This window comes from Mycobacterium sp. EPa45 (genome assembly GCF_001021385.1).
Taxonomy (GTDB): domain Bacteria; phylum Actinomycetota; class Actinomycetes; order Mycobacteriales; family Mycobacteriaceae; genus Mycobacterium.
Window position 1 is genome coordinate 3,153,690 of sequence record NZ_CP011773.1, and the last position, 20,644, is coordinate 3,174,333.

The 20,644-nt window shown below is 64.7% G+C and carries 20 protein-coding genes; 13 read left to right on the plus strand and 7 right to left on the minus strand.

Annotation, left to right across the window (positions count from 1 at the left end):
• Positions 1-119: 119 nt before the first annotated feature.
• Genes AB431_RS15025 through AB431_RS15065 form a run of 9 tightly spaced genes read left to right on the plus strand, consistent with a single transcriptional unit; the run spans position 120 to position 9,998 of the window.
• A complete protein-coding gene (locus AB431_RS15025) occupies positions 120-926 on the plus strand; it encodes an ABC transporter permease (RefSeq protein ID WP_047333444.1) in 807 nt (268 codons plus the stop codon).
• Positions 926-1,774, plus strand: coding sequence for an ABC transporter permease (locus AB431_RS15030; RefSeq protein ID WP_047330600.1), 849 nt, complete (start codon positions 926-928; stop codon positions 1,772-1,774). The genes AB431_RS15025 and AB431_RS15030 overlap by 1 nt, the downstream gene beginning before the upstream one ends.
• Before the next feature lie 13 nt (positions 1,775-1,787).
• Complete coding sequence (locus tag AB431_RS15035; RefSeq protein ID WP_047330601.1) at positions 1,788-2,975, plus strand: MCE family protein; 1,188 nt, start codon at positions 1,788-1,790, stop codon at positions 2,973-2,975.
• Positions 2,972-3,997, plus strand: a complete 1,026-nt coding sequence (locus AB431_RS15040; RefSeq protein ID WP_047330602.1) for an MCE family protein — start codon at positions 2,972-2,974, stop codon at positions 3,995-3,997. Before AB431_RS15035 ends, AB431_RS15040 begins: the two co-directional genes overlap by 4 nt.
• Positions 3,997-5,094, plus strand: a complete 1,098-nt coding sequence (locus AB431_RS15045) for an MCE family protein (protein WP_047330603.1) — start codon at positions 3,997-3,999, stop codon at positions 5,092-5,094. Before AB431_RS15040 ends, AB431_RS15045 begins: the two co-directional genes overlap by 1 nt.
• On the plus strand, positions 5,091-6,566 hold the full coding sequence (locus AB431_RS15050; protein ID WP_082135685.1) for an MCE family protein: 1,476 nt from the start codon (positions 5,091-5,093) through the stop codon (positions 6,564-6,566). The genes AB431_RS15045 and AB431_RS15050 overlap by 4 nt, the downstream gene beginning before the upstream one ends.
• Positions 6,563-7,864: an MCE family protein gene (locus AB431_RS15055; protein WP_047330605.1), complete on the plus strand. Its 1,302-nt coding sequence runs from the start codon at positions 6,563-6,565 to the stop codon at positions 7,862-7,864. Before AB431_RS15050 ends, AB431_RS15055 begins: the two co-directional genes overlap by 4 nt.
• The gene (locus tag AB431_RS15060) at positions 7,864-9,459 is read left to right on the plus strand and encodes an MCE family protein (protein WP_047330606.1); all 1,596 of its coding nucleotides are present in this window, start codon (positions 7,864-7,866) and stop codon (positions 9,457-9,459) included. The genes AB431_RS15055 and AB431_RS15060 overlap by 1 nt, the downstream gene beginning before the upstream one ends.
• 23 nt (positions 9,460-9,482) lie before the next feature.
• A complete protein-coding gene (locus AB431_RS15065; protein WP_047330607.1) occupies positions 9,483-9,998 on the plus strand; it encodes a hypothetical protein in 516 nt (171 codons plus the stop codon).
• On the opposite strand, the gene AB431_RS15070 is transcribed toward AB431_RS15065, so the two are convergent.
• Positions 9,985-11,550 carry an FAD-binding protein gene (locus AB431_RS15070; RefSeq protein ID WP_047330608.1) on the minus strand — a complete coding sequence of 522 codons (1,566 nt, stop codon included), beginning with the start codon at positions 11,548-11,550 and terminating at the stop codon, positions 9,985-9,987. The two genes, AB431_RS15065 and AB431_RS15070, sit on opposite strands and share 14 nt — an antisense overlap.
• An 87-nt stretch (positions 11,551-11,637) precedes the next feature.
• A complete protein-coding gene (locus tag AB431_RS15075; protein ID WP_047330609.1) occupies positions 11,638-12,246 on the minus strand; it encodes a PaaI family thioesterase in 609 nt (202 codons plus the stop codon).
• Positions 12,247-12,340: 94 nt separating this feature from the next.
• On the opposite strand from AB431_RS15075, the gene AB431_RS15080 reads away from it, so the two are divergent.
• Positions 12,341-13,006, plus strand: coding sequence for a helix-turn-helix transcriptional regulator (locus tag AB431_RS15080; protein WP_047330610.1), 666 nt, complete (start codon positions 12,341-12,343; stop codon positions 13,004-13,006).
• A gap of 12 nt (positions 13,007-13,018) precedes the next feature.
• Here the strand turns inward: AB431_RS15080 and AB431_RS15085 are convergent, their stop codons facing one another.
• Positions 13,019-14,725 carry a 3-ketosteroid-delta-1-dehydrogenase gene (locus AB431_RS15085; protein ID WP_047330611.1) on the minus strand — a complete coding sequence of 569 codons (1,707 nt, stop codon included), beginning with the start codon at positions 14,723-14,725 and terminating at the stop codon, positions 13,019-13,021.
• 136 nt (positions 14,726-14,861) lie between these two features.
• Between AB431_RS15085 and AB431_RS15090 the strand changes: the two genes are divergently transcribed.
• Both AB431_RS15090 and AB431_RS31230 read left to right on the plus strand, forming a co-directional pair.
• Positions 14,862-15,995: a Rieske 2Fe-2S domain-containing protein gene (locus tag AB431_RS15090; RefSeq protein WP_047330612.1), complete on the plus strand. Its 1,134-nt coding sequence runs from the start codon at positions 14,862-14,864 to the stop codon at positions 15,993-15,995.
• Positions 15,996-15,997: 2 nt separating this feature from the next.
• Positions 15,998-16,276 (plus strand): hypothetical protein, encoded by a 279-nt coding sequence (locus AB431_RS31230; protein WP_047330613.1) that lies wholly within the window; start codon positions 15,998-16,000, stop codon positions 16,274-16,276.
• A gap of 9 nt (positions 16,277-16,285) precedes the next feature.
• Here the strand turns inward: AB431_RS31230 and AB431_RS15100 are convergent, their stop codons facing one another.
• Entirely contained in the window at positions 16,286-16,891 is a 606-nt protein-coding gene (locus tag AB431_RS15100; protein ID WP_047330614.1) for a TetR/AcrR family transcriptional regulator, read from the minus strand.
• 235 nt (positions 16,892-17,126) lie between these two features.
• On the opposite strand from AB431_RS15100, the gene AB431_RS15105 reads away from it, so the two are divergent.
• Positions 17,127-18,086, plus strand: coding sequence for a hypothetical protein (locus tag AB431_RS15105; protein ID WP_047330615.1), 960 nt, complete (start codon positions 17,127-17,129; stop codon positions 18,084-18,086).
• Positions 18,087-18,094: 8 nt separating this feature from the next.
• Here AB431_RS15105 and AB431_RS15110 read toward each other — a convergent pair whose 3' ends face one another.
• Genes AB431_RS15110 through AB431_RS30425 form a run of 3 tightly spaced genes read right to left on the minus strand, consistent with a single transcriptional unit; the run spans position 18,095 to position 20,644 of the window.
• Positions 18,095-18,538, minus strand: a complete 444-nt coding sequence (locus AB431_RS15110) for a nuclear transport factor 2 family protein (RefSeq protein WP_255353493.1) — start codon at positions 18,536-18,538, stop codon at positions 18,095-18,097.
• An 8-nt stretch (positions 18,539-18,546) separates the two neighbouring features.
• Positions 18,547-19,623 (minus strand): hypothetical protein, encoded by a 1,077-nt coding sequence (locus tag AB431_RS30420; RefSeq protein ID WP_047330616.1) that lies wholly within the window; start codon positions 19,621-19,623, stop codon positions 18,547-18,549.
• On the minus strand, positions 19,613-20,644 hold the full coding sequence (locus AB431_RS30425) for an alpha/beta hydrolase (protein ID WP_047330617.1): 1,032 nt from the start codon (positions 20,642-20,644) through the stop codon (positions 19,613-19,615). The genes AB431_RS30420 and AB431_RS30425 overlap by 11 nt, the downstream gene beginning before the upstream one ends.

Below are 20,644 nucleotides of genomic sequence, written 5' to 3' on the forward strand. Positions count from 1 at the left end.
CGGGCGCTAAGTGCACTAATCTGCGTTGGCGTCGTTGAAACACGTTCCAGTTTTGGACCGGTTAGTGCCATGACGCTGGGGCGATGAACACGATGACGTTGGAGGTTCTGAAGACACCCATGGCAAATCGCACAGCAGATCGTTGGTCGCCGGGCATTGCGTTGAGTAGTGCGGCTGGTCCGATGCAGGCTATCGGTGGGTTGTTTGCGATGTCGGCGGATGCGGTGCGGTTTGTGTTTCGCAAGCCGTTTCAGTGGCGGGAGTTTTTGGAGCAGTCGTGGTTTGTGGCGCGGGTGTCGTTGGCGCCGACGTTGTTGGTGGCGATTCCGTTCACGGTGTTGGTGTCGTTCACCCTCAATATTTTGTTGCGGGAGTTGGGTGCTGCTGATCTCTCGGGGGCGGGTGCGGCGTTTGGTGCGGTGACCCAGGTGGGTCCGTTGGTGACGGTGTTGATCGTGGCCGGTGCCGGGGCGACGGCGATGTGTGCGGATTTGGGGTCGCGCACGATCCGTGAAGAGATCGATGCGATGGAAGTGTTGGGGATCAATCCGGTGCAACGGTTGGTGACCCCGCGGATGCTGGCCTCAGGACTTGTTGCGCTGTTGTTGAACTCGTTGGTGGTGATCATCGGGATTTTGGGTGGGTATGTGTTCTCGGTGTTCGTCCAGGATGTCAATCCTGGTGCGTTCGCCGCGGGCATCACGCTGTTGACCGGGGTGCCCGAGGTGATCATCTCGTGTGTCAAAGCGTTGATGTTCGGTCTTATTGCCGGTCTGGTGGCGTGTTATCGGGGGTTGACGATCACCGGGGGTGGCGCCAAGGCGGTGGGCAATGCGGTCAATGAGACGGTGGTGTACGCGTTTATGGCGTTGTTCGTGGTGAACGTCGTGGTGACGGCGATCGGTATCCGGATGAGCGCACGCTGATGGCATCACTGCAGGCGTTGTATCCGCGGATCGCCCGTCAGGTGCGCCGCCCGTTGGGCACCTTCGGGCGGATCGGGGACCACACCATCTTTTACGGCCGCGCGATCGCCGGTACCCCGCACGCGGCGATCCACTTCCGTAAAGAGATCATCCGGTTGATCGCCGAGATCTCGATGGGTGCGGGCACCCTGGCGATGATCGGCGGCACCGTGGTCATCGTCGGGTTCCTCACCCTGGCCGCTGGTGGGACGTTGGCGGTGCAGGGCTACAGCTCGCTGGGCAATATCGGTATCGAAGCGCTCACCGGGTTTTTGGCCGCCTTCATCAACGTCAGGATCTCGGCGCCGGTGGTGGCCGGGATCGGCCTGGCGGCGACGTTCGGGGCCGGGGTGACTGCCCAGTTGGGGGCGATGCGGATCAATGAGGAGATCGACGCCCTGGAATCGATGGGCATCCCGCCGGTGGAATATTTGGTCTCCACCCGGATCGTGGCCGGCATGGTGGCCATCACCCCGCTGTACTCCATTGCCGTCATTTTGAGTTTCGTGGCGTCGCAGTTCACCACCGTGGTGCTCTTCGGGCAATCCGGCGGTTTGTATGACCACTACTTCAACACGTTTTTGAACCCGATCGACCTGTTGTGGTCGTTCCTGCAGGCGGTGTTGATGGCGATCACGATCCTGTTGATCCACACCTACTTCGGCTACTTCGCCACCGGCGGCCCCTCCGGAGTCGGTGTCGCCGTCGGCAACGCCGTCCGCACCTCCCTGATCGTCGTCGTCTCGGTCACCCTGCTCATATCCCTGGCCATCTACGGCTCCAACGGCAACTTCAACCTGTCCGGATAGTCGAGGTGCGGAGATGAAATCAGGTATCGCGCGCCCGATCGCCGGTTTGGCGACCGTGGTGATCATTGCCGCGATCATCGCGCTGGCGGTGGGGTTGTTCCAGGACAGCTTCACGAAAACCGTTCCGGTGACCGTGATCTCGCAGCGTGCCGGTCTGGTGATGTATCCGGATGCCAAGGTCAAGCTCAACGGTGCCCCGGTCGGCAAGGTTTCGTCCATCGATTTGCTGCCCGACGGCACAGCGGCGCTGCATCTGGCGATCAATCCCGCGCGGGTCAACGACATTCCGGCTAACGTCAGCGCCGACATCACCTCCTCGACGGTGTTCGGCTCGAAGTACGTCGAGCTGAACCCGCCGCAGGATCCGTCGGCGAAGTCGATCCAGGCCGGGCAGGTGATCAGCGGTAAGCACGTCACCGTCGAGATCAACACCGTGTTCCAGCAGTTGGTTTCAGTGCTCTCGCAGATCGAGCCCGCCAAGCTCAACCAGACGTTGGGCGCAATCTCAAAGTCGGTGAACGGCCGCGGCAACCAGTTCGGTCAGACCCTCGTCGATCTCGACAGCGCGCTGGCCAAGATCAATCCCAGCCTGGACACGCTGAACCATGAATTGGCGGTTGCGCCCAAGGTGTTCGACGCCTACGGTGACGCGTCCGGCGATCTGCTGGACACGGTCAAGAACTCGGCGAAGATCAGCGACACGATCGTCGACCAGGAGCAGAATCTGGACACCCTGCTGGTGAGCGCCATCGGTCTGGCGGACATCGGAACCGAGGTGCTCGGCGAGAACCGCGAGCCGCTGGCCAATGTGGTGCACCTGCTCGTTCCCACCACCGACCTGCTCAACAAGTACAACCAGGCGCTGACGTGCGGTATCGGCGGCCTGGTTCCGCTGGCCACCGGTCCGGGCCTGCCGTTGCCCGGTGCCGTTCTGCTGCAGTCGTTCTTCCTCGGTCGTGAGCGGTACCGCTACCCGGCCAACCTGCCGAAGGTCGCGGCAACCGGTGGTCCGCAGTGCACCGACATGCCCAAGGTGCCGTTCGAGACCAGTCCGCCGTTTGTCGTCACCGATATCGGTGCGAACCCGGCGCAGTACGGCAATCAGGGCATCCTGCTGAACTCCGATGCACTCAAGCAGGCGCTGTTCGGCCCGCTGGACGGCCCGCCGCGCAACTCCGCACAGATCGGACAACCGGGATGACGGCGTTGTGGAAGACGCTTCTCAAGGTCGGCATCTTCGGCGTCGTGATGATCCTGCTGACCGCGTCGCTGTTCGCGATCTTCGGCCGGTACCGGTCCGGTTCGGACAACAGCTACTCGGCGCTGTTCGCCGACGCCTCGAGCCTGAAGTCCGGAGATTCGGTGCGGGTGGCCGGTGTTCGCGTCGGCACCGTCACTGACGTCGCGCTGCAACCCGACAACAAGGTGGTCGTCGACTTTGATGCCGACCGCAAGATCGTGCTGACGTCCGGCACCAAAGCGACGGTGCGCTACCTCAACCTGGTCGGGGACCGCTACCTCGAGCTTGTCGACAGTCCCGGATCGGCGAAGATCCAGCCGCCGGGCAGCCGGATCCCGCTCGACCGCACCGAGCCGGCTCTTGACCTCGACTTGCTCTTGGGTGGGCTCAAACCTGTTGTTCAGGGCCTGAATCCGCAGGACGTCAACGCGCTCACCAACTCACTGATCCAGATCCTCCAGGGTCAGGACGGCAACATCGATTCGCTGTTCTCCAAGACGCAGTCGTTTACCAGCTCGCTGGCCGACAACGGCCAGACCGTGCAGCAGCTGATCGACAACCTCAACACGGTGATCACCACCATCAGCAAGGACGGCGACAAGTTCTCCGGCGCCGTCGACAAGCTGCAGAAGCTGGTCACCGAACTGGCCGGGGACAAGGACCCGATCGGTGATTCGATCACCGCACTGGACAACGGCACCGCGTCGCTGACCGACCTGCTCAACCAGTCGCGTGCACCCCTGAACGGCACCATCGACCAGCTCGGCCGGCTGGCGCCGCTGCTCGATCAGGACAAGGAGCTGCTCGACATCTCGATCCAGAAGGCGCCGGCGAATTACCGCAAGGTGGTGCGACTCGGGTCCTACGGCAGCTGGATCAACCAGTACCTGTGTGGCTTGTCGCTGCGTGTCAGCGACCTGCAGGGCCGCACCGCCTACTTCCCCTGGATCATCCAACACACTGGAAGGTGCGCGGAGCCCTAATGCTCAAATATCGTGGGTCCTCGCTGATCAAGGCGGGCTTTATCGGCCTCGTCCTGATCGTGCTCGTCATCACCATCGGGCTGCAGCCCGATCGGCTGGCGTCGCTTGCCACCTCGATCCGGCATCAGGCGTTGTTCACCGAAGCCGGTGGCCTGCAGCCCGGCAATGACGTCAAGGTGTCCGGGGTCAAGGTCGGCTCGGTCTCGGACGTGTCTCTGCAGCACGGCAAGGCGCTGGTGACGTTCATGGTCAAGGGCTCGGTTCGGCTCGGCTCCGACACCGAAGCGCACATCCGCACCGGAACGCTTCTGGGACAACGGATTTTGACATTGGAGTCCAACGGCAAGGGATCGCTTCATTCGGACGACGTGATTCCCGTGTCCCGCACCGGGTCGCCCTACTCGCTGACCCAGTCGCTGTCCGATTTTGCAGCCAATACCGCGGACACCGATACCGCGGCGATCAACCACTCGCTGGACACGCTGTCTGACACCCTGGATCGGATCAGCCCGCAGTTGGGCCCGACGTTCGACGGGATCAGCAAGCTGTCGCGGATGATCAACGAGCGCAACGAATCCCTGGGCAACCTGCTCAAGAGTGCGGCGAACGTCACCGGGATCCTCTCGCAGCGCAGCGCGCAGGTGAACACCCTGCTGCTCAACGCCAACGATCTGATCGGTGTTCTGTCGCAGCGCCGCTACGCGATCGCCAACCTGCTCGCTAGCACCTCTGCGCTGTCGAAGCAGCTCAGCGGGATCGTGGCGGACAACGAGAAAGAACTGGCACCGGCCCTGGAGAAGCTCAATTCGGTGACCGCGATGCTGGAGAAGAACAACGCCAACATCACCGCGGCCATGAAGGGTCTGGCCAAGTTCCAGCTGACCCAGGCCGAAGCGGTCAACGGGGGCTTCTACTACAACGCCTTCGTCGCCAACCTGAACCCGGCGCAGACACTGCAGCCCTTCTTCGACTACGCGCTGGGCTTCCGGCGCGGCACCGATGCGGGGCAGCCGTCCGACAACGCCGGACCGCGTGCGGAGATCCCGTTCCCGTACAACGGAATACCGCAGCCTTATGAGCGATGGGGGCAGCCATGAAGTCTCGCAGGCGGCTGACAGTCGTCGTGTCCGCGGTACTGGCGGTGTTGATCGTCGGCGGGATCGCGCTGCTGATCCGCCAGGCGTTCTTCAAGCCCAACACGATCACCGCATATTTCACCAGCGCCACCGCGATCTACGCCGGTGACGAGGTGCGGGTCGCCGGGGTGAAGGTCGGCACCATCGACTCGATCGAAGCCCAGGGGACCAAGGCCAAGATCGTAATGGCGGTAGACCGCGACGTTCCGATCCCGGCGAACGCCGAGGCGGTGATCGTCGCGCAGAACCTGGTGGGTGCCCGCTACGTTCAGCTGACCCCGCCCTATGAGGACAAGGGCCCGAAGATGGCCGACGGCGCGGTGATCGGATTGGACCGCACCGCGATCCCGGTCGAGTGGGACCAGATCAAGACCGAGCTCATGCGTCTGGCCACCGATCTCGGCCCGGCCAGTGAAGGGCAGAGCACCTCGGTCGGTCGCTTCATCGACAGCGCGGCCAATGCGCTCGACGGCAACGGTGAGAAGCTGCGGGACACCATCAAGCAGTTGTCGGGGGTCAGCAAGGTGCTGGCCGACGGCAGCGGCAACATCGTCGACACCATCAAGAACCTGCAGATCTTCGTCACGGCGTTGCGCGACAGCAACACTCAGATCGTCCAGTTCCAGGATCGGTTGGCCTCACTGTCGAGTGTGGTCGACGGCAGCCGGTCCGACCTCGACGGAGCGCTGACCAACCTGTCCAGCGCCGTCGTCGACGTCCAGCGGTTCATCGCAGGCACGCGCAACCAAACCGCCGAACAGATCCAGCGGCTGAGCAGCGTCACGAAGAACCTGGCCGACAACAAGCTGGTCGTCGAGAACCTGATTCACGTGGCGCCCAATGCGCTCGGTAACGCCTACAACATCTACAACCCCGATTCCCAAAGCGCGATGGGCGGATTCGCGCTGGCCAACTTCTCCAACCCGCTGCAGGTCATCTGCTCGGCGATCGGCGCTGTGCAGAACGCCACCGCGCCGGAGACCGGGAAGTTGTGCGCGCAATACCTCGGGCCGGCCCTGCGATTGCTCAACTTCAACTATCTGCCGTTCCCGTTCAACGCCTACCTGGGCAAGTCCACCAGCCCGGACAAGCTGATCTACAGCGAGCCCGGGCTGGCCCCGGGCGGCTCCGGCGGGACCCCGCCGGGCTATGAGATTCCGCCTGCCGTATCGGCGTACACCGGATACAACGGCGACGTGCCGGGACCGGCAGGCTGGGGCGGACCGCCGAATACGTATCACGGGGCGTACGCACCCAACGGGTTGCCCGCCGATCCGTCGCCCGCCCTGTTCCCCGGTGCACCGGTCCCGCCGGGCGTTCCCGTCGGACCCGCCGCGCAGCCGCCGTCGAACCTGCAGGGCATGCTGCTGCCGGCCGAGGCAGCGCCACCACCTCCGGCTCCGGCTGCCGCCGAAGGGAATCCGCCATCATGACCAGAGGTTCGGTGCGGCGCTTGGTGATCACCGCGTCATGTGTCGCGGTCACGGCGACCGGCTGCAGTTTCGGTGGTCTGAACTCCCTGCCGCTGCCGGGAACGGTCGGCCATGGCAAGGGGTCGACCACCTACCACGTCGAGATCGCCAATGTCGGCCAGCTGGAATCGAATTCACCGGTGATGGTCGGTGACGTCGTGGTCGGCAGTGTGGGCGACATGACCGTCAGCGACTGGCACGCCGACGTCGAGGTATCGGTCCGGCCCGGCACAGTGATCCCCGCGAACGCGGTCGCGTCGGTGGGCCAGACCAGCCTGTTGGGATCGATGCACCTGGCGCTCAACCCGCCGCTGGGCCAGGCACCGAGTGGCGCCCTGCAACCCGGTGCCACCCTCGGCCTCAACCGCTCGTCGACCTATCCGTCGACCGAGCAGACGCTCTCGGCGCTCTCGGTGGTCGTGAACGGCGGCGGACTGGGCCAGATCGGCGACATCATCCACGAGTTCAGTGCCGCACTGAACGGCAGGACCGACCAGATTCGTGACTTGCTCACGCGGCTCAACGATTTCGTCGGCCTGCTGGCCACCCAGCGCGACAGCATCAACGAGGCGGTGAATTCGCTGAACCGGCTGGCCGGTACGTTCGCCGGTCAGCAGCAAGTTCTCACCGACGCGCTGAACCGGATTCCGCCTGCCCTCGACGTTCTGGTCAAGGAGCGTCCCCGCATCGTGACGGCCCTGGAGAAGTTCCGGGATTTCTCCAACCTGGCCACCGGTCTGGTCAACGACACCAAGGCCGACCTGGTGCGCAACCTGCAGAACCTGGAGCCGACGCTGAAGTCTCTGGCCGACGTAGGCCCGAAACTGGACACCGCGCTGGCGTACTTCCCGACGTTCCCGTACACCCAGCAGGTCATCGACCGGGCGATCCGCGGTGACTATCTGAACCAGTTCATCATCTTCGACCTGACCGTGCCGCGCTTGAAGAAGACCCTGATGCTCGGCACCCGCTGGGGCGATGAGAACGCCAAACTCGTTCCCGCACCCGGTGATCCGTGGTATGCAACCTATACCTACGATCCGCTGAACGCTCCGTTCAGCCCCGCACCGCCACCCGCCCAGGTGGCCGACGTGTCGCAGGAGTTCGGTCCCGGTCCCGCGCCTGTGCCCGGGCAGGCGTCGTTGACGAACGCGACGCAGTCGGCCCCGGGAGTGGGTACCGGTCCGTTGCCAGGTCCGGCCACCGGTCCGTTGCCCGGACCGGCACCGGGGGCAGCGCCAGAGGACGGGGGTAACTGATGCTGACGCGTTTTGTCCGGAATCAGCTCATCATCTTCACCATTGCGTCGATCGTCGGTATCGGCGTCATGGTGGTGGTGTACATGCAGGCCCCCACTCTGCTGGGCATCGGCCGCATCACGGTCAAGCTCGAACTGCCGAGAACCGGTGGTCTCTACCAATTTTCGAACGTGACCTACCGTGGCGTGCAGCTGGGCAAGGTCACCGAGGTGGTGCCGACGCGAACCGGGGCCGTGGCCACGCTGTCGCTGGCCAGCGATCCGAAGGTGCCTGCCGACCTGCAGGCTCGGGTGCTCAGCGTGTCGGCCGTGGGTGAGCAGTACGTGGATCTGGTGCCGCACACCGATTCCGGGCCGTACCTCCAGGACGGCTCGGTGATCCCGGTCAAAGACACCACCGTCCCGCAGGCGGTCGGCCCGGTGCTGGACCAGACGAACGCGCTGCTGAAGAGCATTCCCACCCAACGGATCCCGGATCTGCTGAACAGCACCTACCAGGCCCTCAACGGAGCGGGTGACGACCTCACCACGTTGAACGACTCCGCATCACGGCTCGCCGCCGATTTCAACGCCACCGCCGATCAGACCCGCACCCTGGTCGAGGACAGCCGCCCGCTGTTGGACGGCCAGCTGGCGTCGGCCGACTCGATCCGCACGTGGGCGCACAGCCTGGCCGGGATCACCGAGCAGCTGAACACCAACGACCCGCAGTGGCGCGGCATCCTGGCCAACGGTCCGGGCGCCGCCGATGAAGCCTCCGCGCTCTTCACCCAGGTGAAGCCGACGCTGCCGATCCTGTTGGCCAGCCTCCAGACGGTAGGGCAGATCGGCGTGACCTACAACAAGGGTCTCGAACAGCTGCTGGTGCTGCTCCCGCCGTACGTCGGCTCGATCCAGGCAGTCGGCTCACCGTTGAACAACCCGACCGGTATGACGCTGGGCGACTTCACGCTGACGATCAGCGACCCGCCGGCGTGCACCGTGGGCTTCCTGCCGCCGTCCCAGTGGCGCTCGCCGGAGGACACCTCGGTCATCGACACACCGGACGGTCTCTACTGCAAGCTGCCACAGGATTCGCCGATCGCCGTCCGCGGCGCCCGCAACTATCCGTGCCAGGATGTTCCCGGCAAGCGCGCACCCACCGTCGAGATCTGCGACAGCGACAAGCCGTTCGAGCCGCTGGCCATGCGGCAGCATGCCACCGGGCCTTCCCCGATTGACCCGAACCTGATTGCCCAGGGCATTCCGCCCGACGACCGGACCACGTTCCAGGACCACATTTACGGACCGCTGCAGGGCACGCCGTTGCCGCCGGGGCCGATCCCGGCGCCCGCCGGAACACCGATACCGCCCGAACCGGCCACCCTCAAGCCATATGGTGTTCCCGATATCGCGCCCACCGACCAGGGGGGCGGGCCCGCGGTCGCGCCGAGCGCTTTCACGCCGGGTTCGGCCGCTGGCCCGTCGGTGGCGATCGCCACCTACGATCCCGCGACAGGGCATTACGCGACGCCGGACGGCCATGTGGGTCAACAGACCAGCCTGGCGAACGCGAACGGGAACATGTCGTGGAAGGATCTGCTGCCGACGACATGAGCACAGGTGAGGGGAGTGGCCATATGCGTACGTCACGAACGTTGATCAGCGTCGGGGCGCTGACCGCAGCGGTGTTCGCCGGTGTGCTGAATCCGGCCACCGCGTCCGCCAACGAGAAGTGGGCGCTCAACGGCACATACCAGGCGACGTCCAACGGTGAGTGGGCCACCAGCAACGACGTCTTCCACGACGAACGCAGCGTACGCAGCATCTGGACGATCTCGTCGACGTGCAGCTATCCCACCGAGTGCACCGGCACCGTCAGCAGCGACGCGGGTTGGACGGCACCGATCTATCAGACCGGCGGGGACTGGCGCGTCAAACGCGTCATCGAGGACTGGATGCCGTGCCAGGACGGCACCACGGTCCCTGGGCTACAGGTGATCCGGTTTCACGGGTCCTCGCCCGGCGGTGACCAGACCGACCCGACCTCCAACACATTGGTCGGCCAGGACTCGACCACCGGCCAGCCGGGGGCCTGCGGGCGCAGTCTTGCGCTGTTCATCAACATGCCGTTCAAGTTGGTCAAGCTGACCTGACGTCGCCTGCCATGTCGAGCGCGGCCAGATAGCTGAACAACATCGACGCACCGATCGGATTCCCGCCGCCGGGGTAGGTTGTCCCGCTGACCGCGGCCATCGTGTTGCCCGCCGCGTACAGGCCGGGGATCGGCCGGCCGGATTCGTCGAGCACCCGAGCCCGGGGGTCGGTGCGCAGGCCGCCCTTGGTGCCGAGATCGGACAGACCGAACGCCGCCGCGTGGAACGGGGGCGTGTCGATCGGCACCAGCGGAGACTCACCGCCGGAGAACGCGCGGTCGTATGCCTCGTCGCCGCGACCGAAATCGGTGTCCGAACCGGCGGCGACCATCTCGTTGTAGCGGGCAACTGTCTTTTCCAACGCCGTTGCCGGCATCCCGAGCAACTCGGCCAGTTCGGCCAGAGTGCTTGCGCTGCGCCATAATCCGGCAGCCCGATAGCTTTCGGTGTCCACCATCGAGACGTTGGTCGCCTTGACCGGTGGTACCTCCCCTTCGCGGTTGTCGTAGACCATCCAGAACGGGACCTCGAGGCGGCCGGCCTGCATCTCGTCGATGATCTCCCGGCCGATCCGGTCGTACGCCGAGGATTCATTGACGAACCGCTGTCCGGCCTGATTGACGAAGATGCCGCCGGTGAACCACAGCGCGAACGCCGAACGGCCGTCCGGATGGGTCAGGCCCGGTGACCACCACGCTTGGTCCATCAGGTCGGTGGCTGCGCCGATCCGGATCGCGGCCTGCAGCGCCGCGCCGGTGCTGCCGGGCCCACCCATGGTGTCACGGGATTGACCGGGCACGCCGTACGACTGTCGTAGCTCCGGGTTGTGCTCGAATCCGCCTGCGGCCAGCAGCACTCCGCGCCGGGCGCCGATCCGCACCGCCTCGCCGTCGCGCTGTACGACGGCACCGACCACCCGGCCGCGCTCATCGGTGATCAGGTCGGTCAGCTGCGCGTTGCGATACAGCGTCGCGTCGGGGTAGCCCGCCAATGCTCCGAGGAACCGGCCGATCAGCGCGCGACCGCCGAAGAGCTTGTCGGGAGCGGGTGCGCCGAGGCGGTCGTGGTCGAGGGGCCCACGCACGAAACCGGCGTAGGGGCCGAGCTTCTCCCCTCGAATCGGGGCCGCCACGATGTGGCGTAACCCGTCACCGCGGGAGTCCGGCGCCTTACCGAAGTAGTCCGGCCACGGCAGCACGCTGAAAGTGAAGTGCTCGGGGTCAGCCTCGAGGTATTCGATGAGACCGGGTCCGCGCCGGATGTAAGTCTCCTGCAGATCGCGCGGGGTGCGGTCGCCGATGACAGCGTGAAAGTAGTTCAGCGCCTTGTCGATCGTGTCGTCGCTGCCCGCACGTCGCAGCACCGGGTTGCACGGAAACCACATGCCTCCGCCACCCGAATACGCGGTGGTGCCGCCGAACTTGTCGGTCGACTCCACCAGGACCACCGACAAGCCCTCGCGGGCAGCCGTGTACGCGCCGGTGATGCCGCCGCCGGAGCCGGCGACAATGACGTCGACGGTCTCGTCGAACGAGGTGTCCTGCGCAGTCATCGGCCTCCTTTGTCGCTGGGACCCACTGTGATCGGTGACGCTCAAGGAAGCAACATCGACTCCCGGTCAACGGAGCCTGCGCCAGCCTCAGGGTCTTGCGGTGCGCGGGTGGATGAAGACGCCGTCGGCACGGACCGTGATGCCGTCCGCGGTCGACAGGTGGCCCACGGCGTAGATCTTCGATCCCTCCACCCGGTCGACGTGAGCCTGCGCCCGCAGCGGTCCCAGCCGGGTTCCCAACTCATAACGCAGGGTGAGCGTTCCGGTCACTGCCGGCTGGCCGGGCTTATGCGCGGTTGCGCCGAGTACGTGATCGAGAAGCAGGGCGCAGATCCCGCCGTGCACGTGACCCGGCGGTCCTTCGTACGCCGCGCCCAGCGTCACGTCCGCCCACACACTGCCGTCGGATTCATGGTGCACGACGAGTGGCGGAGCCAGCGCGTTGCGGAGTCCGATGACCGCATTACCCCACGCGAGCGGACGTCCGTCGGGACCTTGTTGGACACCGAACGATCCCGGCGTCACGGTTTCGCTGAGTTCGTCGGCCGCCGCATCGACGAAGGCCTTCGCCGAGGCGAGGCGATGCGAGTCGACCTCACTGCGGATGGTCATATCGACCAGCCTGCGAACCGAGTCGGTCAGAGACGTGTAAAGCGCCTCGGGTACATCGTCGTCGTGCTGGGTGGACACCCCCATACCTTTCGCCCCGGGGGATGGTGGTGCAACACGTTCTCCCGGCCAGTGGTTGATGAGCTCACAACCGTGTGACCTGGGTTGATACCCTTATGCCGTGTCCGAACCCGAGTCTGCAGCGCAGCCGTCGCTGTCCGCGACCGCGTGGGCGCTGCTCGGGATGCTCTCGTACGAGACGGAATTGTCCGGTTACGACATCCGCAAGTGGATCGACTGGAGCATGCGGTATTACTACGGCAGCCCGGCGTTCAGCCAGATCTACTCCGAGCTGAAGAAGCTCGAGAAGTTGGGTCTGCTCACCTCACGCGTGGACGGAGACGGCCCGCGCAATCGGCGCCTGTACAAGATCACCGAGTCCGGTATGGAAGCGGTGACCCGGTGGGCGCGCGAAGCTCCGGTGGAACCGCCGTCGCTCAAACATCCAGCGATCTTGAGGGTGACCTTGGGCCACCTGAGTGATCCAGCCTCACTCAAACAGATGCTCCAAGAACACATCGCCTACATCGACGAGATGCAACGCGACGCCGCCAAGGAAGCACGGTGGGCCGCCGCGGATCCGTCGTGGGCGTACGCCAAGATCGCACTGGACTGGGCGGACCGTTACTACTCGTCCGAGCGCGAATTGACCCTCAAACTGATCAAAGATCTCGACGAGGCAGAGGCCAACTTCCCGAAAGTCGGTGAGGGCGGGAAGATTCCGTGGCCGGATCCGGCTTATTGGTATGAGATCGAGCGGAAAGCCGACGCCGAGGACGGCGAGTGACACCGCAGCCGGTCACGCCCTGCCGGCAGCGTGATGGGCGGCAATGTAGCCGAACACCAATCCCTGAGCGATGGTGGCTCCCGCGCCGGGATACGTGTCTCCGAACGCGTTGGCGGCGGTGTTGCCGATCGCGTACAGCCCATTGATGACGGTTCCGTCCTCGCGGAGTACCCGGGCTTGGTCATCGGCGCGTAGACCCCCGCACGTTCCGAGATCACTCAGCACCATCTTCACCGCGTAGAACGGCCCCTTGGTCAGCGGCCGCAAGTTCGGGTTGGGCGTGACGGTGGGATCGCCGTAGTAGCGGTCGTATGCGCTTCGACCCCGCTCGAAATCCGGATCCTCACCGGCGAACGCATGTTCGTTGAAGCGAGACACCGTCGCATGGAAGTTGTCGGCGGGAACTCCCATTTGGGCGGCCAGCGCCGTGAAATCGTTCGCCCTAACCGCTATTCCGGCCTCGTACCAGCGCTGGGGGATAGGCATCCGCGGAAAGAGTTCGGCCGCAAAGACATAGCTGTTGCGGTAACGCTGGTCGAAGACGATCCACATGTCCTCCACCGGGGTCCCGGCTGCTTGGAGCGCCAGAATGCGCTGCCCGAAGCTCATGTAGTCGGACGATTCGTTGGCGAACCGGTGGCCGTTCTGGTCGACGATGAACGACCCGGGCAGTGACCGCTCGGCGAGCATCACCGCGGGGGCTCCCCCGGGCAGGGGCGCGACGGCGGGGAACCACCACGATTGGTCCATGAGCGCGGTGTCAGCTCCGATGTCTGCAGCGATTCGGATCGCGTCGCCGGTATTCGACTCGGCGCCCAGACTGAGATTGCGGCCGAGGCTTTCGGATTGGAACTTCCAGCGCATCTCCATGTTGTGGTCGAAGCCGCCGGCGGCGAGCACGACGCCACGCCGCGCCGTGATGGTGACAGTCTTACCGCCGTGTTCCACGATCGCGCCGGTGATGTCGGCGCCGTCGGTCACCAGTTCGGTGAGCGACGTGTCGAGCCAGATCGGGATCCCCGCGCGGATGGCGCCGGCGAACAGGCCGGCGGCCAGGGCCTGTCCGCCGGCCGCGTAGCGCCTCCCGAGCGCAAGGCCACCGACGCCCTGTGCGAGACGCTTGGCGATGGTGGGAAGTCCTTTGCGGGGCACCCGGCTCATGAGGTTCATCCAGCGGTAATCCGCACCGGTGGTCGGCATCGGGATCGTCGCCTCCATCACCCCGGGGCGCAGATCGGGCAAGTGCTCGCCCAGCTTGGCGGTGTCGAGTGGGCGGCATTCACAGGTGCGCCCGGCGGCCGAGCCACCCGGTGCTTCGGGGTGGTAGTCGGAGTACTCCTTGGCCCAGAACAACTTCATCGGCGTGGTGCGGCGCAGCATGTCGATGGTCGCGGGTAGCCGCTTCAGAAACGCTGCCGACCGCTCCCGCGGCGCCGAGCCGGCGACGACAGCGTCGAGGTAGGTCTGTGCCCGAGGCGCGGAGTCGACACCGCCGCATTCCTCGATCACCCGGCTGGACGGTAGCCACAGGGCACCGCCGGACCGGGCCGTTGAACCGCCCACGTGTGACGACTTCTCGACGACCAGGACCGACAACCCCTGCTCGTGGCCGGCCAGTGCGGCGGCCAGGCCCGTCCCGGACCCGACGACGAGCAGATCCACCTCGATGTCGGCGATGGCCAGGCCGGCCGGGACGGTGTTATGGCTGGTAGCGGTCACAATTACTGACGATAGAGCCGGACGGTGAAATTTCGGATCCCGCCTCCCTATGAGCGGAACGCAGACCTCTGCGCAGCACCTCCGCGACGTTCAATGGTGGCATCAGCCGCGAATCAGGAACGAAGGACGGAGCACGATGACGACGCACGCCGAGGCCGACGAGATTCGGTTGATCGAGACCGGCTCGGTGCCCACCCGGTTCGCCCGCGGATGGCACTGCCTGGGGTTGATTCGCGATTTCGACGACGGCAAGCCTCGTCAGGTCAACGCCTTCGGTCAGAAGCTCGTGGTGTTCCGTGGTCAGGACGGCGCCGTCAACGTACTCGACGGGTACTGCCGTCATATGGGTGGTGACCTGTCTCAGGGGACGGTGAAGGGCAACGAGATCGCGTGCCCGTTCCACGACTGGCGGTGGGGCGGGGACGGCAGGTGCAAGCTGGTGCCCTACAGCAAGCGCACCCCGCGGTTGGCGCGCACCGCATCGTGGCCGACCCTGCAGCAGGACGGCATGCTGTTCGTCTGGAATGACCCTGAACGCAAGGCGCCGCCGGCGGACGTGACCATCCCCCGCATCGAGGGCGCCGACAGCGACGACTGGACCGATTGGCATTGGTACACCACTGTGGTGCACACGAACTGCCGGGAGATCATCGACAACGTCGTCGACATGGCGCACTTCTTCTACATCCACGGATCGCTGCCCACGCATTTCAAGAACATCTTCGAGGGCCACGTCGCGACGCAGTACATGAACAGCGCGGGCCGTCCCGATATCGGGGAGCCTGGCGAGACTCAGATGCTGGGGACGACGTCGGTGGCGTCGTATCACGGCCCGTCGTTCATGATCGACGATTTGACGTATCACTACACAGATGTCGACCACCACACCGTCCTGATCAACTGCCACTATCCCATCGACGCCAATTCCTTTGTCCTGCAATACGGAATCATCGTGAAGAAGTCGGCGCAGCTGCCCGACGACCTCGCCATGCAAACGGCGATAGGACTGGGGGACTTCGTCAAGATGGGCTTCGAACAAGATGTCGAGATCTGGCGCAACAAGACTCGGATCGACAACCCGCTGCTGGTCGAAGAGGACGGGCCGGTGTACCAACTACGGCGTTGGTACGAGCAGTTCTATGTCGACGTCGCCGATGTCACGCCGGACATGGTGGACCGCTTCGAATTCGAGCTCGACACCACTCGGCCGACTGAGGCCTGGATGAAGGAAGTGGAGGCCAATATCGCCGCACGCGGAGCTGCGGGTTGACGATGGGTGTCCGTCCGGACAATCGTCTCGACGACGCCCCGATGGTCCCCATCGACTGTCGGCGCTGTGGGGCCGGCGTGCAGGTGCGTAAGAGCAGCTGGAATCAGACCAGCGTGCAATGGACCGGCCCCGCTTTGGATCGATGCGAAGAGCGTTGCACTGCGATCCAATTAGCCGGTGAGAGCGGGCGTGGCCTGTTTCTGGCGTGTTCTGCGCTCAGCGGATCGATTGTCGATGCTGTGCGCGCCGGCACGCTGAGAGTTGTCGACGACGCGGTATGAGCCCGCGCTTTACGGCAGCGGCGAGAGCGCTCCGACGATCATTTGCATCGCGGTGCGCAGGGCAGCGCGCAGATCATTGAAGTCGCCGTGTTCGACCCAATAGACGTAGGCGTGTCGGCAGGCTTGGATCACCAACTGCGCCGGTAACTCTCGGGTAAAAGGATCGTGCCCGAGGTTGAACCGGGCGTCGAGGAAGTCGGTGACGGGTCCGGCGAAGTCGTGACCCCAATCCAGCCAGCGCAGACGGTATCCCGGGGTGGCCAGTACCAGTGCCATGAAGGACCTGTCGACATCGACCTGCCCGCGTCGGGGCACCTCGGTACTGAATGCCTCGACGAGGACGTCGACCGCGTCACCGTCAGTGTCGGCATCGGCGAGCACGTCCAGGCTGAGCGCACCGAACTGGCGGAACAGCGGCAGGATGACGTCTTCCTTGACCGGAAAGTGTCGGTGAAACGTGCGCGGCGCGATCCCGACGGCGTCGCAAATGCGTTCCACCGTGGCTGATGTCGAACCGTCAGCCAGGAAGATGTCGCGGGCCGCCAAGGCGATGTCCAAGCGCAGTGCCTCTGCTCGTCGCTCGGTGAGCGTCGCTGGCCTGCGTTCTCCGCTCACGGTCGCCTCTCCTTGCGCGTATCGATCGTAGCTACCGCGAGCATCGCCGGTCCTCACTGCGCCGCCGCGATCTCCCGGTCATCGGGAACTGAGGCTGACTCAGGTCCCCGCGTGGCTAGCATTTAAGTCAGATTCTGCCACAGAGGCGGAATCTGACACAGCCAAGTGGCCAGCGACGCGACACGCGTTCGTCAGGCTCACCGCCGCCTATGCGACAGCCCCCGAAGGAGAAGCGATGTCGACCGCTACCGAACGAGCCGATGCGAATACAGCACCACCCGAGTCCGGGGTCGACGCCGAGGAACTGAACTACGACGACTACACCCATGATTTCATGGGGAAAGTCGGCAACATCCAGGACTTCTCGCGTGACTTCCTCCTCGGCCTCGCCCGCGTCTTCGAGGACGTCCTGAACTTCATGCCATATGCCCACGTCAGGATTTACTCCGAGAAGGTGGGCATCAACGCCGCCATGGATGTGGCTGCCGAGGTCTCGCGGGCGGGTATGCGACAGGTCATGCCGATGGGGCGGTTCATCGCACCGCCCGGCTGGGACTGGAAAGACGCACAGTATCAGGCCATCCCGTTCGATGTGCAGACTGAGGACTTGACCAAGCCGGCATTGATACGGCTCATCAAGACCTACTGGGACCAATACCTCAAGGGGCACAACTACTTCATCGATCAGTGGACGAAGATCATCCCCGAGGAGGAGGTCTGGCTCGGCCTGCCGGACATGTACCAGCTGATCATCGACTACCAGTACCCGAAGCTTGCGGAAGTTTTCAAGATCGACCCGGTCCACGTCGTGGATTTCCTCAAGCTGGCGGTACTGAGCATCGATGGCACGCTGGGTTACGGCGGCGAGTACATCGTCTACAACCCTGACCACGTGGTACTGAACATGCGCAGATGTGAAGTGCTGCAGAAGTACACCGACGAGGGGCTTTACCCGCCAGCTCGGGCGTGGATGAATTGCACGTTCGAGCAGCGCATCTCGGCTCCGTTCTTTCCCGGCTGCAACCTCGCAATCAATCTGCCACCCAAGGACTTCAAGTTCGCGCAGGGGGAGCCGTTCTGTGTGTGGACCTACACCCGTGGCGAAGAGAACCACGCGGCCGCCGAGGCTGCACCGGACCCGCGCGCAACGGCTATGACGCGAATCCCACTGATGGATGTGACGGTCAAGGAATAGGCCTGGGCTCAGTTGTCGAACACGTCGAGTGTTCCGACGTATCCACGGTTGGTTTTGACTCGCTCGGCCAGGCACCAGGATCCATCCGGGCGGCGGCGCCAAGTGTCCCGGTAATCGCCGATCGTATAGAAGCGCGTGGTCGGCGTGTTGGCCGAGTCGAGGTGCACATCACGGATGTACGCGCGACTGACGGCGCTATCTCCTTGGACGTCGACGAGGACGTTGCCGAGCAGGTGCTGGGTCGCGCCACAGTTGTCGAGGTACCCACGTATCAACCCGATGATGGCTGGAGCACCCACCAACCGTCCGGTGCCGAAATCGCCTTGCGCGTCGTCGGCGAGAATCTCCGCCATCGTCGTCCAATCGCGGTCGTCCATAGCGCGTGCGAACAGTATCAGCGCCCGCTCGATGGCACGTTCATCACGCAACTGCGTCAGGAAATCTGAATCCACGCGTTCGATTATGCGAACTCAAAGGCGCTCACCGGCGCGTCATCCGGGTAACTCGTCGGTCCGCCGAGGTCGTAGGCGGCGTTGAGGGCCCCGATGAACTGCGCATCGTGCAACGGCTCGCCCGGCACGTCGAGCGTGATGCCTTTGCCCTTCAGATCGTCGACCATCATGCCGATCGCACGCTCGATCGTGATGTCGTCGGTGCCGTCCATGTTCTTGCGTAGTTCGTCGAGGTCGCTGAAGACTTCCGCCGACCAGTGCACGAGGAAGCGCAACTCGCCGGTGTGGTGACGGGCGATGACATCCTCGCCGTTCTTCAGCAGCCACTGATCGCGATCGGCGGGATCACCGCTGAAGACGGTGTCGAACGCCAGACCGGGCGGAATCTGTTGATCCAGTGGGCCGTTGGCCTCACCGCGATGCACCATCATCTCGTTCTGCACGACGACGCCACGGTTGTTGATGGGTGGTAGGACCCGCGCGGGTGGTTTGAGGGGACCGTCGGGCCAGTAGGTGAAGCCCGAGCTCTCATCGAGGGAAAACCAGGTGATGACCTGCGCCATCTTGATCAGATAGTCGGTGAACAGACCTGACTTGCCCATCACGCTGCACAACCAGGTCGGGGCGTTCTCATGGCGCACGCCGCGGAAGCTGGGTGAGTCCAGATGCCCGGGGTCGCGGTTGGCGCACGGCCCGTTGATGTTGAACAGCATCATCTCTGGCTTGGCGTACTGGGCATTCCAGTATTTCTTTGCGTGCTCGATGAAGTCGGCGTTGTAGAAGCAGTCGTGCAGCTCGGGGTACAGGACGGTGCCGTAGTTGGCCAGATAGCCGCGGAATGTCGGAGTGAGGAACAGGTCCAGCGACGGGGTGAACCCCTCGGGAAACGCACCGCTCATCGTGGCCATCAATTCGTCGGCTGAGGCGAAGTGCTGAGCGATGATGAGTTTCCACGGACCCTCACGGTGGACGACGTCGAGCAGGCGCTGCCGCTGATCCGCGGTGTAGACGTCGCTGATCTCGCGTGGCGGGGCCACCGGGCGCAGAATGTCCGATAGTTCCAGACGCTGCTCATCAGTCAGCATGGTGCTCTCCTTCGGTGGTGAGGTATTCGATTGTGGGCAAGGCCCGCTCGGATGGCGTGATCGGCGTCCGTTGATCGGGAGATTCGCTGACGAGGTGGGTGAATTTGGTGCGCAGCAATGCGCCGATTTCCGCAACGGCCAACCGCCCGCGCGCCGTGGTGTCGGACCGCATCATAAATCCGTGATACATGCCGGGATAGCGAGTAATCGTCGTCTGCACACCGGCCTCGCGCAGCCGGCCCGCGTAGCGTTCCCCCCAGTCCCGAATCGGGTCGCACTCTGCGGTGACCACGACGGCCGGCGGCAGACCGGCCAGATCGGCTGCATAGGCCGGGATTTGGTAGGGATCATGAGGTGACCCGGCTCCGCGATCGGCCAATTCGTGCATGTACAGGATGTCGTCGTGGCGCAGCATGGGCGCATCCGGCATCGAGGTGATCGAGGCTGCGCCCATGTCTCTGTCCAGGCCCGGGTAGAGCAACACCTGCGCGCAGATTCTGGGCCCGCGGTGGTCGCGAGCCGCCAGCGCGACGGCGGCGGCCAGCGAACCGCCGGCGCTGTCGCCCACGACCGCGACGCGGCCGCCATCGAGACCGAGGGTGTCAGCCTGGGCGGCAACCCATTCGGTGGCGGCGTAGGCATCGTCGAACTGAGCCGGCGGTGGCGACTCTGGTGCCAGCCGGTACTCGACGGCGACCACCACCGCACCGGAGGCCTGGGCGAGCTCGCGCGCGAGGGGTTCGAACGAGTGATTGCTTCCCATCACCAGGCCGCCGCCGTGGAAGTACACCACCACCGGCGGGTGCGGCTCGGTGGTGGGCCGGTAGAGGCGCAGCGGAACCGGTCCTGCCGGGCCGGGTGCCGTCAAGTCCTCGATGCCGGCCATCGACGGCATGTCAGGGTGTGGTGCTGCCTCGAGCCCCGCGCGCACCGCGGCCAAGCCCCGGGTACGCATCGGGGCTATGTCACCGAAGGATGCGATGCGCTCGGCGGCATCCGAATCGAGTTGTGGCAGGCGCAT

Bases quoted from the DNA above. Each gene is read 5' to 3' on its own strand.
- AB431_RS15025 (WP_047333444.1), top strand. From the start codon at position 120: ATGGCAAATCGCACAGCAGATCGTTGGTCGCCGGGCATTGCGTTGAGT.
- AB431_RS15030 (WP_047330600.1), top strand. From the start codon at position 926: ATGGCATCACTGCAGGCGTTGTATCCGCGGATCGCCCGTCAGGTGCGC.
- AB431_RS15035 (WP_047330601.1), top strand. From the start codon at position 1,788: ATGAAATCAGGTATCGCGCGCCCGATCGCCGGTTTGGCGACCGTGGTG.
- AB431_RS15040 (WP_047330602.1), top strand. From the start codon at position 2,972: ATGACGGCGTTGTGGAAGACGCTTCTCAAGGTCGGCATCTTCGGCGTC.
- AB431_RS15045 (WP_047330603.1), top strand. From the start codon at position 3,997: ATGCTCAAATATCGTGGGTCCTCGCTGATCAAGGCGGGCTTTATCGGC.
- AB431_RS15050 (WP_082135685.1), top strand. From the start codon at position 5,091: ATGAAGTCTCGCAGGCGGCTGACAGTCGTCGTGTCCGCGGTACTGGCG.
- AB431_RS15055 (WP_047330605.1), top strand. From the start codon at position 6,563: ATGACCAGAGGTTCGGTGCGGCGCTTGGTGATCACCGCGTCATGTGTC.
- AB431_RS15060 (WP_047330606.1), top strand. From the start codon at position 7,864: ATGCTGACGCGTTTTGTCCGGAATCAGCTCATCATCTTCACCATTGCG.
- AB431_RS15065 (WP_047330607.1), top strand. From the start codon at position 9,483: ATGCGTACGTCACGAACGTTGATCAGCGTCGGGGCGCTGACCGCAGCG.
- AB431_RS15070 (WP_047330608.1), bottom strand. From the start codon at position 11,550: ATGACTGCGCAGGACACCTCGTTCGACGAGACCGTCGACGTCATTGTC.
- AB431_RS15075 (WP_047330609.1), bottom strand. From the start codon at position 12,246: ATGGGGGTGTCCACCCAGCACGACGACGATGTACCCGAGGCGCTTTAC.
- AB431_RS15090 (WP_047330612.1), top strand. From the start codon at position 14,862: ATGACGACGCACGCCGAGGCCGACGAGATTCGGTTGATCGAGACCGGC.
- AB431_RS31230 (WP_047330613.1), top strand. From the start codon at position 15,998: ATGGGTGTCCGTCCGGACAATCGTCTCGACGACGCCCCGATGGTCCCC.
- AB431_RS15105 (WP_047330615.1), top strand. From the start codon at position 17,127: ATGTCGACCGCTACCGAACGAGCCGATGCGAATACAGCACCACCCGAG.
- AB431_RS30420 (WP_047330616.1), bottom strand. From the start codon at position 19,623: ATGCTGACTGATGAGCAGCGTCTGGAACTATCGGACATTCTGCGCCCG.
- AB431_RS30425 (WP_047330617.1), bottom strand. From the start codon at position 20,644: ATGCGCCTGCCACAACTCGATTCGGATGCCGCCGAGCGCATCGCATCC.